This is a genomic window from Lactococcus sp. KTH0-1S, from assembly GCF_052544945.1.
Window position 1 is genome coordinate 2340210 of sequence record NZ_CP195165.1, and the last position, 13340, is coordinate 2353549.

At 35.3% G+C, this 13340-nt stretch carries 12 protein-coding genes; 5 read left to right on the top strand and 7 right to left on the bottom strand.

What is annotated here, in order from left to right; translation table 11 throughout:
• Window positions 1–79: 79 nt before the first annotated feature.
• Entirely contained in the window at window positions 80–715 is a 636-nt protein-coding gene (locus tag ACRYLU_RS11585) for a hypothetical protein (RefSeq protein WP_021723200.1), read from the bottom strand.
• Window positions 716–813: 98 nt separating this feature from the next.
• Here ACRYLU_RS11585 and mnmE point away from each other — a divergent pair, with 98 nt between their 5' ends.
• Window positions 814–2181, top strand: coding sequence for a tRNA uridine-5-carboxymethylaminomethyl(34) synthesis GTPase MnmE (mnmE, locus tag ACRYLU_RS11590; RefSeq protein ID WP_445081022.1), 1368 nt, complete (start codon window positions 814–816; stop codon window positions 2179–2181).
• Between the two features lie 50 nt (window positions 2182–2231).
• Here mnmE and ACRYLU_RS11595 read toward each other — a convergent pair whose 3' ends face one another.
• From ACRYLU_RS11595 to ACRYLU_RS11615, 5 genes are all read right to left on the bottom strand, one after another.
• Window positions 2232–2978: a hypothetical protein gene (locus tag ACRYLU_RS11595; RefSeq protein ID WP_445081023.1), complete on the bottom strand. Its 747-nt coding sequence runs from the start codon at window positions 2976–2978 to the stop codon at window positions 2232–2234.
• Window positions 2978–4978, bottom strand: a complete 2001-nt coding sequence (gene recG / locus ACRYLU_RS11600; protein WP_003131242.1) for an ATP-dependent DNA helicase RecG — start codon at window positions 4976–4978, stop codon at window positions 2978–2980. Before recG ends, ACRYLU_RS11595 begins: the two co-directional genes overlap by 1 nt.
• 109 nt (window positions 4979–5087) lie before the next feature.
• Window positions 5088–5432 carry a zinc ribbon domain-containing protein YjdM gene (locus ACRYLU_RS11605; protein ID WP_010906411.1) on the bottom strand — a complete coding sequence of 115 codons (345 nt, stop codon included), beginning with the start codon at window positions 5430–5432 and terminating at the stop codon, window positions 5088–5090.
• Between the two features lie 69 nt (window positions 5433–5501).
• Complete coding sequence (gap, locus tag ACRYLU_RS11610) at window positions 5502–6512, bottom strand: type I glyceraldehyde-3-phosphate dehydrogenase (protein WP_003131244.1); 1011 nt, start codon at window positions 6510–6512, stop codon at window positions 5502–5504.
• A 277-nt stretch (window positions 6513–6789) separates the two neighbouring features.
• A complete protein-coding gene (locus ACRYLU_RS11615) occupies window positions 6790–7311 on the bottom strand; it encodes a DUF536 domain-containing protein (RefSeq protein WP_003131246.1) in 522 nt (173 codons plus the stop codon).
• A gap of 128 nt (window positions 7312–7439) precedes the next feature.
• Between ACRYLU_RS11615 and ACRYLU_RS11620 the strand changes: the two genes are divergently transcribed.
• Window positions 7440–10133: a cation-translocating P-type ATPase gene (locus tag ACRYLU_RS11620; protein ID WP_445081024.1), complete on the top strand. Its 2694-nt coding sequence runs from the start codon at window positions 7440–7442 to the stop codon at window positions 10131–10133.
• 41 nt (window positions 10134–10174) lie between these two features.
• On the opposite strand, the gene ACRYLU_RS11625 is transcribed toward ACRYLU_RS11620, so the two are convergent.
• Window positions 10175–10702, bottom strand: a complete 528-nt coding sequence (locus tag ACRYLU_RS11625; protein WP_445081025.1) for a TetR/AcrR family transcriptional regulator — start codon at window positions 10700–10702, stop codon at window positions 10175–10177.
• Window positions 10703–10826: 124 nt separating this feature from the next.
• Between ACRYLU_RS11625 and ACRYLU_RS11630 the strand changes: the two genes are divergently transcribed.
• From ACRYLU_RS11630 to ACRYLU_RS11640, 3 genes are all read left to right on the top strand, one after another.
• The gene (locus ACRYLU_RS11630; RefSeq protein WP_445081026.1) at window positions 10827–11846 is read left to right on the top strand and encodes an SDR family NAD(P)-dependent oxidoreductase; all 1020 of its coding nucleotides are present in this window, start codon (window positions 10827–10829) and stop codon (window positions 11844–11846) included.
• A gap of 302 nt (window positions 11847–12148) precedes the next feature.
• Entirely contained in the window at window positions 12149–12853 is a 705-nt protein-coding gene (locus tag ACRYLU_RS11635; protein WP_445081027.1) for a lysostaphin resistance A-like protein, read from the top strand.
• A 22-nt stretch (window positions 12854–12875) separates the two neighbouring features.
• Entirely contained in the window at window positions 12876–13331 is a 456-nt protein-coding gene (locus tag ACRYLU_RS11640) for a transporter (protein WP_104143805.1), read from the top strand.
• Window positions 13332–13340 lie beyond the last annotated feature (9 nt).

Consider the following 13340-nt stretch of genomic DNA (forward strand, 5'->3'; position numbering starts at 1 on the left):
GATTTTGCTGACAGGTCTGTCAGTAAAATAATGGAAAAAAAGTTACTGACAGAATTTCTGTCAGTAATTTTTCTCATTCTTATTCTCCATAAATATCTGCATCTGTCAGCTTAAAAATAATCATTGTTTCTGGTGGATAAGCTGCCAATTGATTGGCAAAACTGTCATCATCATCTTTTTTGACTTTTGCTTTGATATTAATGGTCACTTTTTGATGTTCTTCAACAAGTGCGTCATAAAGTGTTTTTAAATCGGCAATATCTTGGCTGCTGGCTTTGGGTAAAATCGTATATTTGGTGTAATCTTTATCAAACCAAGAACCTTCTTTTTCAAAATCAACTGATGAATTTTCACGAATTTGCAATTTAGCTGAGATATCATAATCATAATCTTGCTGTTCAATCATTTTAGCAATTTTTACCATTGATTCATAATCACCACTTGCTTTTAATTTCAAAGTGGCTTTATAAGGAATCCCAGCAAGCTCTAAGCGACCCGCAATCATAAATGGGTCTGGCTCAATTCCCTTGTCATCAAGTTGAGGTGGAGCAAAATTGACTGAGATTGAATAACCTTTTGTCAGTAATTGCTCATATTGCGTGATGACTTCTTCTAATTCGAGTCCATCAATAAACTCATTAAATGTACGCTCAGTAAGTTTGTTATTTTCAGCAGCTTCTTCTTTTGGATAGATAATTTTTACTTGATAGGTCATGTCTACTATTATATCATGTTAATAGTATTTTTATTTTTTATAAAAAAATAAATTAAATAGGCTAGGAAATTCAGCCTTTTTGCGTTAAAATAGTCTTTATGACATTAACACAAGAATTTGATACGATTGCGGCGATTTCCACACCGCTTGGTGAAGGAGCAATTGCCATTGTTCGTTTATCAGGGACAGATGCCCTAAAAATTGCTCAATCTGTCTATAAAGGAAAAAATTTAACTCAAGTTGCTAGCCATACGATTAATTATGGCCATATTTTTGAAGAAGAACGTCTCGTTGACGAAGTCATGGTTACAGTCATGCGTGCGCCTAAAACATTTACACGCGAGGATATTGTTGAAATAAATACGCATGGTGGAATTGCAGTCACACAAGAAATTTTGCAATTACTTTTACGTAATGGCGCAAGACTCGCTGAACCTGGCGAATTTACCAAACGTGCCTTTTTAAATGGACGAATTGACTTGGCTCAGGCTGAATCTGTCATGGATTTAATTCGAGCTAAAACTGACAAAGCTGCCAACATTGCCGTAAAACAACTTGACGGAAGTCTTTCAAAAATGATTAATAACATTCGTCAAGAGATTCTCGAAAGTTTGGCACAAGTCGAGGTCAATATTGACTATCCAGAGTATGATGATGTGGAAACAATGACTTCACAAATGCTCCTTGAAAAAACGGCTCATTTTGAACAGCTTTTGGAAAATCTTTTATCAACAGCTAAACGCGGAAAAATTTTAAGAGAAGGTTTAAAAACGGCGATTATTGGTCGGCCAAACGTTGGAAAATCAAGTTTACTTAATCAATTGCTTCGTGAAGAAAAAGCCATTGTCACTGATATCGCTGGAACAACACGAGATGTCATTACTGAATTTGCCAATATTGGCGGTGTTCCTCTTGAACTAGTGGATACTGCTGGTATTCGTGAAACAGATGATTTAGTTGAAGCGATTGGGGTTGAACGTTCTAAAAAAGCTTTGGCTGAAGCTGATTTAGTTTTACTCGTTTTAGATGCCTCAAATGAATTGACTGACAAAGATTTAGAGCTCTTAGAACTGTCTAAAAATTCAAATCGCATTGTTCTACTCAACAAAACCGACCTGCCAGAAAAAATTGATAGCACTCAAATTTCTGGTGATTTTATCCGAATTTCAGCTCTTAAAAATGAAAACTTAAATGCTGTGGAAGAAAAAATCAATCAAATTTTCTTTGCCGGTGAAATTGAAGCCAAAGATGCAACGGTATTATCTAATGCCCGCCACATTTCAATTGTTGAAGAAGCTTTGAAGGCTCTTAAAGAAGCAAACTCTGGGCTTGCTCTGGGCTTACCTGTTGATTTAATTCAAGTGGATGTCACACGTTGTTGGCAATTACTTGGAGAAATCACAGGGGAAGCTGCCCCAGATGAATTGATTACACAACTTTTTTCACAATTTTGTTTGGGAAAATAAAAAAGAGTTCAAATGAACTCTTTTTTTTACTGACAGAAATTGGTCAATCATCAAATCATCCCTTTAATTTCTGTCAGACATTTTCTAACAAACTGGTCAGTCATTCCACCGAAATAAGTTCCTTGAAAGTTTCGACCGTTAATCACGATTAATTTTTTATCGACACGATAAGCTCGAACGTATTTGGCAGCTTTTCCTACTTCTTCTTTATCAAATATTTCTTCGATTTCAGTTCCAGCATTTTTAAGTAAAATTTTTAAATTACTTACTGACAGACTTGTCAGTAAAATATCTGGTTCTAAAAGTTGCAAAAGTTGCGGAAATTTCATCTTAAATTGTTCTTGTTGGCTCTTAGCTAAACCTGGCCAAACTGGATGTGTCGCAATTGGGGTAAACAAATCAATGTGTAAGGCTCGATTAATTTGATTTTCAGATTCTTTATAAGCTGAATCAAAAACAGGTAAAAATTTTGCTAACTGATTGAACCAAGGACTAGGATTGTATTCAAAATACCGATTGAGATTTGACTTGTAAGTTTCCAAATTTACTGACGAAAATTCTGTCAGTAATTTTTCATAACGTTGATTTTCACCAAATTCTGCATAAGAAGCATTTTTACTGACCGTCAGTATTTTTAAGTCTGATTTTTCATATTTGACTAAGTCACCAGACCACAACAGAGGCATACTATTTGGAATCAAAACTTCTGACAGCTCAGCCTTATTTTTTAAGTCAATAAAATCTGTCCACATTTCTAAAATCAAGTGGTCTAATTTTTCATTATCCATTTTACTCATCAATCAAAGCCCCCGTCAACATTAACTTGAGCAATCAAATCAGGAAACTCATCTGCATTTTTAAAAATTTCAACTGCTTCTTTTCTAGCCACTTCTAAAATATTATAATCATTGACTAAATCAGCCGCAATAAATTCTGGAAGTCCTGACTGACGAAGTCCAAAAATCTCTCCAGAACCACGCATTTTCAAATCTTCTTCGGCTAAAATAAATCCATTTTGTGTTTCTGTCATAATTTTCATCCGTTGTTTTCCTGAATCGGACTTAGGATTTGCTACTAAAATGGCATAAGATTTTTTTGTTCCCCGACCAACACGACCACGCAATTGGTGAAGCTGTGAAAGTCCAAAGCGGTCAGCATCCATAATCACCATAATGGTAGCATTAGGAACGTCAACTCCCACCTCAATCACTGTTGTTGAGACCAAAATATCTAATTTTTTAGCCTTAAATTCTTGCATGATTTGGTCTTTTTCATCATTTTTCATTTTTCCATGTAAAAGACCAATTTTGGCAAATAATCCAAAGTATTCATTTAATTCCGCAAAAAGAGCTTCTGCGTTTTTCAGGTCCAACGTTTCACTTTCCTCAATTAAAGGTGAAATAAAATAAACCTGTGAATCTTTAGCAACCTCTGCTTTTATCCAACTTAAAACTTCGGAAAATTGTTCATGTTTGACCCACCTTGTAGTAATGGGTTGACGTCCCTTGGGTAGTTCATCAATAATTGAAACATCCATATCACCAAAAGCCGTAATTGCAAGCGTTCTTGGAATAGGTGTAGCTGTCATCATTAGAACATCTGGATTTTGCCCTTTTTCTCGTAAAATTTTTCGCTGATTAACTCCGAAACGGTGTTGTTCGTCTGTAATCACAAGACCCAAATTATAAAAATCGACCCCTTCTTGAATTAGTGCATGAGTTCCAACTACCATATGTGTATGACCACTAACTAAATCAGCCAAAATCTCGCGGCGCTCTGCCACTTTCAAACCCGAAACCAAAAGTGAAATTTGCAATTCTGGAAAAAGAGCTTTCAAGTTTGCAAAATGCTGACGGGCAAGGATTTCCGTTGGTACCATAATTGCTGCTTGAAAATTTGCTAAACAAGCCGCGTACATGGCAAGGGAAGCAACAACTGTTTTACCAGAACCCACATCACCTTGCAAAAGTCGATTCATGTGATAAGGAGATTTCATATCCGTCAGAATCTCTGACAAAGCGCTTAATTGAGCACCTGTCAGTTCAAAAGGTAATTCAGAAATCTTCTGATCAATTTCTCCTTGCTCAAAAACAACTTCTAATCCTGCTCGGCCCGACTTTTCTTTATTTTTTAAGGCCTGTAATTTCAACTGAAACATGAATAATTCTTCAAATTTTACACGACGTAAAGCCTGCTTATGAGCTTCCATATCTTCAGGAAAATGCATAGCCAAAACGGCTTCTTGCCGGTTCATCAGACGATATTTTTTAATCAAAAATTCTGGTAAGTTCTCAGGTAATTCTGATAGAAGGTCTGATTCAAAAACCTGATGAATTACTTTGACCAATTGACTTTGTTTCATACCCGCTGTCAAATGATAAACAGGTTCTAAGCCATCGTCCACCTGAGCCACAACTTTCATTCCCATCAGTTGTTGCTTTGCCTGCTCCCATTTTCCGTAAACTGCAATTTCCTTACCAACTTCCACTTTGTCAGCCAAATAAGGTTGATTAAAAAAGCTGACAGCAACCACGGCCTCACCTTCTTTAATTTTAAATGAAAGTCGATTACGTTTAAATCCGTAATACTGAACATTAGCTGGTGTCACTACCGTTCCAATAATTGTTGCTTTTTCTCCGTCAACAAGTTCAAAAACCGAACGACTTGCGAAATCTTCATAACGAAAAGGGAAATAAAGCAATAAATCTTGAACCGTGAAAATTCCTAACTTATGGAAATTTTCCACAGACTTCGGTCCCACACCTTTTAAAAATTGCACTGAATCTGTTAATTTCATACTTTTATTATACCAATATATAAGGTTAAATGCTTCAAAAATCAAATATAATTTACTGACAGAAAACTCTGTCAGTAAAAAAATAATCAGAAATTACTCTGATTACTTTTTATGCTTTCTTAACAACTGAACCCTTCAAAGCAATTGCTCCAAAGCCCGGAATTTTTGAATCAATAAAATGTTCATTTTTCCCTTCTGGATTAATGCGAATGTTTTTCACTTTTGTTCCCTGCTTAATTGGTTTTGGCATTCCCTTAACTGGCAAATCTTGCACAATAACAAGGTCATCCCCAGTTTCTAACTCATTTCCTAAACTATCAAGGACAATAAATTTTCCAGCTGCCTCAATTTCCTCAAGAGTAAATTCATTTCCACATTCAGAACAGCCAAAGCTCGTATCTGATAATTCATAAGTATATTCACTTGAACAATGAATACATTTTGGTGTTTCCATCTTCTCTCCTTTATTAAATCAAAAAAAACCAGCCCGAAGACTGGTTTTTATACCGTTAAAATCGGAAAATTATTTAGCGATTTTAGCGAAGTATGCAAGTGTACGAACAAGGTTTGAAGTGTATGACATTTCGTTATCGTACCAAGATACAGTTTTAACAAGTTGAGCTCCATCAGCTGAAGTAACTTCAGTTTGAGTAGCATCAAAGAGTGAAGAGTTTGAGATACCAACGATATCAGATGAAACGATTTGGTCTTCGTTGTAACCAAATGATTCATTTGAAGCAGCTTTCATAGCTGCGTTGATTTCGTCAACTGTAACTTCTTTGTTAAGGATAGTAACAAGTTCAGTCAATGAACCAGTTGGAACTGGTACACGTTGAGCATGTCCTTGAAGTTTACCTTGAAGTTCTGGCAATACAAGACCGATAGCTTTAGCAGCACCTGTTGAGTTAGGTACGATGTTTTCAGCTGCAGCACGTGCGCGACGGAAGTCTCCACCACGGTGTGGGCCATCAAGAGTCATTTGGTCACCAGTGTAACCGTGAACTGTAGTCATTGTACCAACTTTGATACCGAATTGTTTGTTCAAAGTATCAGCCATTGGAGCAAGACAGTTAGTTGTACATGAACCAGCTGAAATTACTGTTTCAGTTCCATCAAGTACTTCGTGGTTAGTGTTGAAAACGATTGTTTTAACATCAGATCCACCAGGTGCAGTGATAACAACTTTTTTAGCACCGTTAGCGTGCAAGTGTTGTTCAGCTTTTTCTTTAGTTGCGAAGAAACCAGTTGCTTCAAGAACGATTTCTGCACCAACTTCAGCCCAGTTGATGTTAGCTGGGTTAGATTCAGCAGTAACTTTAACGAATTTACCGTTAACTTCAAAACCACCATCTTTAACTTCAACTTTACCATCAAAACGACCTTGAGTTGTATCGTATTTAAGCAAGTGAGCAAGCATTGCTGGATCTGTCAAGTCGTTGATTGCAACAACTTCAACACCTTCAACATTTTGAATACGACGGAAAGCAAGACGACCGATACGACCGAAACCGTTAATACCAACTTTAACTACCATTAGTAGTTTCCTCCTTATAGGGATTAGATTTTATAAAAGGCTTACCTTTTAAATTGACTAAGTTAACAATTTAACTTACTCTTTTATTTTAACACTTTTTTTAAAATTTGCAAACATAAACTCCCTTAGAAAGCGCTCTACAAAAGCAAAAGAAGTCCACTTTTCTTGAAAGCGTTTAACATTAAAAAAGCTCGTACTTTTAAGAATAATTTCTTCTTCCACCTCTATAAAAAGCAATAAAAAAATTTACTGATGAAACGCTCAGCAAATTTATGATTTATTTCTTACCAAATAAACGCCCAAAAAAGCCCTTATTGTCAGTGGTTTTTAGCTGTTCTTGCAAATCCGTAAAAAATTGTTTTTGGTCTGTCAAAGCTTTTTCCATTAACTCTTGCTGTTTTTTAATCTGTACATCTTTTTCAGCAATTTGAGCATCTTTTACATTTAATTGTTGATCTTTGGAGATAAGTTGACTGTTTAAACGTTCAATCTCAGCGTTTTTATCTTTCATCAAAGCGCTAATCATTTCGTAAGCGGCGGATGTTGCATCATCTGTCTTAAGCGCAACCTCAGAACCTTTGTCAGCATTTTCTTCCAAAACCTCTGCCTTGGCAGTCACCACTTTTCCGTATAATCCCTCAAGTTCATGAATTCCCTCAGCATTAACGACTGTTACATTCTTCTCATTTTTTTCAACAAATTTAGTATCTAGCGACTTAACACGTTTATTCATCGCTTGGCGAGTCACTCCAAAAAGCTCTGCCAATTCACTTACTGTTTTAGTTTTCATATCATCCATAATACCATATTTTCGGCTAATTATACAGACTTTTGTAAAAATTTTATTTGCATATTGTTCTAGGAATTATTAAAAATATATTATAATTATATTATAATGTAAATTTCCAAAAGAAAGGGCTAAAAAATATGAACTATAAAACAGAATCCATTGATAATATAAAAAAATTCTATGATATTAATAGTAAAACTGGTCTCAATCCAACTCAAGTTACAAATTCACGAATAAAATACGGTCATAATAACTTTGAAGAACAAAGGGGACCAAATATTTTTCAAAAACTTCTTCATCACCTCTTAGAAGTCATGAATATTATTCTTATTTTAGTTGGTGTTCTCTCAGCCTATTTGGCTTATATCAGTAACGGAAACTATACTAAAACAATTGTTGTTTTACTTATCGTTGCCATCAACGTTTTCGTTTCAATCTTCCAAGAAAATAGGGCGGAAAATGCACTTGCTGCACTAAAAGAGCTTTCCTCACCAACATCAACTGTTCTTCGTTCTGGAAAACGCCAAACTATTCCTTCAAGTGAATTAGTCTGCGGTGACCTCATTGAACTGACGGCCGGCATACAAGTTGGAGCTGATATTCGCTTACTCACAAGTAATAGCCTGCAAGTTGATGAATCTTCACTGACAGGCGAATCAGAACCCATTGACAAAAATGCTGACCTTGATATTACTGACGAAGTTCCTCTTGGAGATCAACTGAACATGGTTTTCTCAGGAACAAATATCCTTAACGGAACAGCCGAAGGAATCGTTGTCGCAGTTGGTTCCGCATCTCAAATGGGACAAATTGCCACACTTATTGGCGAACAAATAAAAGGAAAAACTCCTCTTCAAAAAAGAATCGATAAACTTGCCAAACGCTTAGCAATCATTGCCTTTGCCGCCGGAATCTTAATCTTTGTCATTAACCTTTTGTATGGAAAAGTTCCTTTTGTTGATAATTTAATGACCGCCGTTGTTTTAGGAGTCGCTGCCGTTCCAGAAACACTTCCAGTTATTGTTACCCTCAGTTTGATTTACGGTGTAGAAAATATGGCTCAGAAAAAAGCCATTATCCGAAATGTCCCTGCCGTTGAAACTCTTGGAAACGCGACAGTCATCGCTTCTGACAAAACCGGAACACTCACACAAAATCAGATGACCATTCAAAAACTTTGGCTATCTGGACAAGAGAGTTGGTCAGGAGGTCAATTATCAAACTCAGAAGTTTCCTTGATACAAAATTTTGCATATGCCTCAAACGCCAGTGCACAAATTGTTGACGGTGATTGGGAAATCCATGGTGACCCAACTGAAGCAGCAATCATTCGCTTTTTAATCACTCATGACCTTTATGAACCCGAAAAAAATCCAAAACGCCTTGCTGAACTTCCTTTTGATAGTTCACGCAAAAAAATGACCGTTGTCATTCCACATCCGCAAGATAATGAAAAATATCTCGTACTGACCAAAGGCGCTTTTGATAGACTTGCACCAAGCAGTCAACATCAAGCCCAACATCCACAGCTCCTTTCTTCAAATAACAAGGAAACTTCCACTCACTTATCAAATGATTTATTGAGCCAAGCCCAAAAAACACATGATATTTTTGCTGACCAAGCTCTACGTGTTCTTGCTCTTTCTTACAAAATCATCGATAAAGTCCCAGAAGATTTAACTGAATTAGAAAATAATCTTACCTTTCTTGGAATCGTGGGAATGATTGACCCTCCACGCTTAGAATCAAAAGCCGCTGTTCAAGAAGCAAGGGCTGCTGGTATTAAACCAATCATGATTACAGGGGACCACGCGCTTACAGCAAAAGCAATCGCTCAACAAATTGACATCTATCGTGACGGAGATAAAGTTATTGATGGCTTGACGCTCAAATCAATGACAGATGATGAACTTAGCCAAATGATTCAACAAATTTCGGTCTATGCCCGAGTAAGCCCTGAAGACAAACTTCGTATTGTAAAAATCTGGCAAGAAAAAGAACAAATCGTCGCCATGACAGGAGACGGAGTCAATGACGCACCCAGCTTAAGAGCAGCCGATGTCGGAACTGCAATGGGAATAGCTGGAACAGAAGTTGCCAAATCTGCTTCTGATATCATTCTTGCTGACGATAACTTTGCAACTATCGTCGCTGCCATTCGCGAAGGACGTCGCGTTTACACCAATATCAAAAAAACAATTTATTACCTTCTCTCAGCAAACGTAGCTGAAATTCTAACAATGCTCATTGGAGCAATTGTCGGTTGGGGAATGCCTTTTACAGGAATTCAACTCCTTTACATCAATGTCCTTGCTGATGGAATTCCCGGATTTGGACTTTCACGTGAAAAAGCCGACAGTCATATCATGGAACAACCACCTGTTGGAGTCAAAGAAAGTATCTTCTCAAGAGGAGTCAGCTGGCGTATCGCCATTTGTTCTACAGCATTCATCATTACTGCTCTAGTTGGTTTTTATCTCGGTAGGTTTATTGAAATCGCCGGATTGACACCCAACCATCAACTCGGACAAACAATGGCCTTTGTGATATTAACCCTTGCTTCTACAATAAATATCTATAATGCTAGAAGTAATGAATCCATCTTCACAAGAGGAATTACCACTAATAAAATGATTTTTGGTACCACACTATTATCACTAGGAATAACCGTGCTATTTACAAATGTTCCTATTTTGATGAACATCTTAGAAGTTGCTCCTTTATCAATGACACACTGGCTAATAGCTATCATCTTAGCTTTAATCCCAACCCTTGTCATTGAAATTACAAAAGTGATTCTTAATAAACAAGGGAAAAAATTTATTGGCTAAAAGAAAGGCTCAAAATAACTTGAGCCTTTTTATTTGTCCACTTATTTATGGAATTCTACAACCATCTTCACTACTTCATCATAAGACTCTTGACAGCCATTTTTCACCCAATTTCCTAAAACATAAAATAAACCAGCAGCCATAAAATCGTTCCAAAATTTTTGCTTTGTCCCTAGATAATCAGCCCAAGTCGTTGTTTCATTATAAAAAATAGTCATCTTTTGAGCAAATACCTGAAAAATCAGCGAATAATAATTCCCCTTGACAGCTTTTTCTATTTCTTCTTCTTGCTCAACAAATAGTCCCACCAACTTCTCACTTAAAATAAGTGAGTTAATACTTTCTAGCTCCAAAAGTTCTTTAAGAAATTTATCATAGATTAGCTCAAAATACTCTAATACGACTTCTTCCTTATTTTTGAAGTGCCGATAGAAAGTCATCCGACTCACCCCGGCTTTTTTGCAAACTTCTGTCAATGGTAATTCATTGATTGTATATTTCTCTAAACACAACATCGTTCCTTCAATAATAAAGTCATGAAAATCTTGATATTGCTCTTTTCGCTTCATTTCTGTTACACTTTCATTTTGTTGTCACTTTTAAAGACAAACCGTCCAAAGTTAATTGTAAAAGTTCTTTTTTACTGTTACACTTGTATCACATAAATATTATAACACAAAGGAAAATTTTATTATGATAAACCAAGAACCAATAGCAAACTACAAATTTAATTATAAAACAACAGCAAATAAAGTTATGAAAAATATTAATCTTTCAGGAAAAACAATCATCATCACTGGTGGGTATTCTGGTATTGGTTTAGAGATGACCAAACAACTTTCACATGCTGGAGCAAAAATTATTGTTCCTGCCCGAAGAATGGAAGTAGCCAAGAAAAATTTATCTAAAATAAAAAAGATTGATATTCTTCCCCTTGACCTCACCAATCCAGAAAGTATTCATCAATTTGCTGAAAGTTTTCTGCAAAATAATTCAAAACTAGATATTCTTATTAATTCCGCTGGACTAATGTATCTTCCTTTAAAAAGAAATTCTCAAGGAATAGAATATCACTTTGCCACAAACCATCTAGGCCACTATCAATTAACAATGGAACTTTTACCCGCTTTAAAAAATGCAAAAAACTCAAGAGTTATAAATTTATCCAGTCGTGCTCAACAAATGACACCATTACTAGAAGATTGGAATTTTGAAAAAATAGAAAACTATAATCCCCAAATAGGCTACCAACAATCTAAAACTGCCAACGTTTTATTTTCAATAAAACTAGATGAATTAGGAAAAAAATATGGAATTAGAAGTTTTGCCGTCCATCCTGGTATGATTCCAATGACAAATATTGGTCGTCAAAATTCACCTATTACACCTTGGCTCCGCTACCTAGCCGACTATTTTAAATTAATTCACATCCCCGTATTTTTTAATGCACTTAAATCCGGCTTTGACCGAAGTAAATATCGCTATTTAAAAACAATAGCTCAAGGTGCCGCAACACCTCTTTGGGCCTCAACAAGCCCTGATTTAGAAGGTAAGGGTGGTCTTTATTGTGAAGACCTTAATATTGCTAGACTTATGACATCAGAAGAAGCTAATAATTTTGCTGGTGGCTTACGTCCGCATGCAATAGACCACAATGACGCAGATAGACTTTGGCAGATTTCAAAAAATATAACAGGTCTAGATTTTGAATAAACCCTTACTATAAAATAAAACTGACCTATTTATAATAGGTCAGTTTATCTATTTTTTAGTAGATGAAACTTATTATACATACTACTTTTGATTAAATAATGGTATTTATATTAAAAATACACACAAATTTCTTTGACATGTTATTGATCAAGTGCTAATATTATGCTATATATTCAAAATAGTTTGAATATATAGTTTTTTATAATTAAGGAGATGCTTATGAAGAAGAATTTAAATGAACTTCAAAAATTTATAGTGATGAACCTGCAACACTCACTAAAAATTTTTACAAGAGAACAGCCATGATTTTAAAAAAATACAAAATTAATATTTTAGGAATTCTATTTTTTCTTTTATTAAACATTCTTTATCAATATCCCCTTGTTTTAGTTTTTGCCTATTTCTTTAATAAAAGAATCTTTTTCTTTACCGATTTTTTATATACTAATTCTTCTTGGACCTTCCCACTATTAATGACTGTGGTATTAATACTCATTTTTATAATTGCTTGGAAGCTTGGGTATCTAAAAAACACACTTAAAAACTGGCATTTAAAGCGTATTTTTGGGCTGATGGGGATTGTGTTTTTCACTTTAACAATTAATTATCTAGCAACAGTATTTGTCCTAAAAACACAAATTATTTCTTCCGTGACGAGTGATACTGGTATGTCGGATATTTTAGGCCAACTACCAACCATTTGTCAAAAATATATACTAGGAATTATTGTTCCACTTTCGGAAGAGCTATTGTTTAGAAGTTATGTTTTTGGTTCAATAACTAATAAAAAGATTGCCTTTCTAATCTCTTCTCTACTTTTCGCTCTTGTCCATACAGGATTTTCTTGGTACTTACTTCCATATCTCATCCTTTCTTTTATTATTACTTGGGTTTATTCAAAAAGAAATAATTTCATCGAGAGCGCGATTGTCCATAGCTCAGTGAATCTTTTTAGTGGATCTGCAATCAAACTACTAGACACATTTTTTAAACTATTACCTTATTAAAAATAATGTAAAAAGGAGAACTATGAAAAATTTTATAAACAAACCAAATAATATTAAAAGATGGATTTTATTTTTATATTCCATTCTTTCGCTACTTATTACCATCACTTATATTGCCTTAAACCATACTTTTTTTAAAGTAGATTGGCAACGGTATGATATTGATGGGACTTACAGAGGAAAGGTGGATGAGATACTAAAACATGGCGTCTTCTGGATAAATGGTAATCTAACAGCAATCAACTCTACACTACTGATTTTAATTCTAGCTGTGGGAGCAATTCTTTCACTATTAATTTTCTATTTAGCCTGGCATAATCTAGCAACTAGAACATGGACCCCAATTCTGTGCTTAGCAGGATTTTTGATTCCTCTAATCGTTCATGGCGACGGAAATATTCTCAAATCCTTGATTATTGGCTATATTTTTATCATTGTTGGAGCAAGCTTTTCAGTTCAGACTTTACGCTTTTACTGATTTTAAAAA

Bases quoted from the DNA above. Each gene is read 5' to 3' on its own strand.
- ACRYLU_RS11585 (WP_021723200.1), bottom strand. From the start codon at position 715: ATGACCTATCAAGTAAAAATTATCTATCCAAAAGAAGAAGCTGCTGAA.
- mnmE (WP_445081022.1), top strand. From the start codon at position 814: ATGACATTAACACAAGAATTTGATACGATTGCGGCGATTTCCACACCG.
- ACRYLU_RS11595 (WP_445081023.1), bottom strand. From the start codon at position 2,978: ATGAGTAAAATGGATAATGAAAAATTAGACCACTTGATTTTAGAAATG.
- recG (WP_003131242.1), bottom strand. From the start codon at position 4,978: ATGAAATTAACAGATTCAGTGCAATTTTTAAAAGGTGTGGGACCGAAG.
- ACRYLU_RS11605 (WP_010906411.1), bottom strand. From the start codon at position 5,432: ATGGAAACACCAAAATGTATTCATTGTTCAAGTGAATATACTTATGAA.
- gap (WP_003131244.1), bottom strand. From the start codon at position 6,512: ATGGTAGTTAAAGTTGGTATTAACGGTTTCGGTCGTATCGGTCGTCTT.
- ACRYLU_RS11615 (WP_003131246.1), bottom strand. From the start codon at position 7,311: ATGGATGATATGAAAACTAAAACAGTAAGTGAATTGGCAGAGCTTTTT.
- ACRYLU_RS11620 (WP_445081024.1), top strand. From the start codon at position 7,440: ATGAACTATAAAACAGAATCCATTGATAATATAAAAAAATTCTATGAT.
- ACRYLU_RS11625 (WP_445081025.1), bottom strand. From the start codon at position 10,702: ATGAAGCGAAAAGAGCAATATCAAGATTTTCATGACTTTATTATTGAA.
- ACRYLU_RS11630 (WP_445081026.1), top strand. From the start codon at position 10,827: ATGATAAACCAAGAACCAATAGCAAACTACAAATTTAATTATAAAACA.
- ACRYLU_RS11635 (WP_445081027.1), top strand. From the start codon at position 12,149: ATGATTTTAAAAAAATACAAAATTAATATTTTAGGAATTCTATTTTTT.
- ACRYLU_RS11640 (WP_104143805.1), top strand. From the start codon at position 12,876: ATGAAAAATTTTATAAACAAACCAAATAATATTAAAAGATGGATTTTA.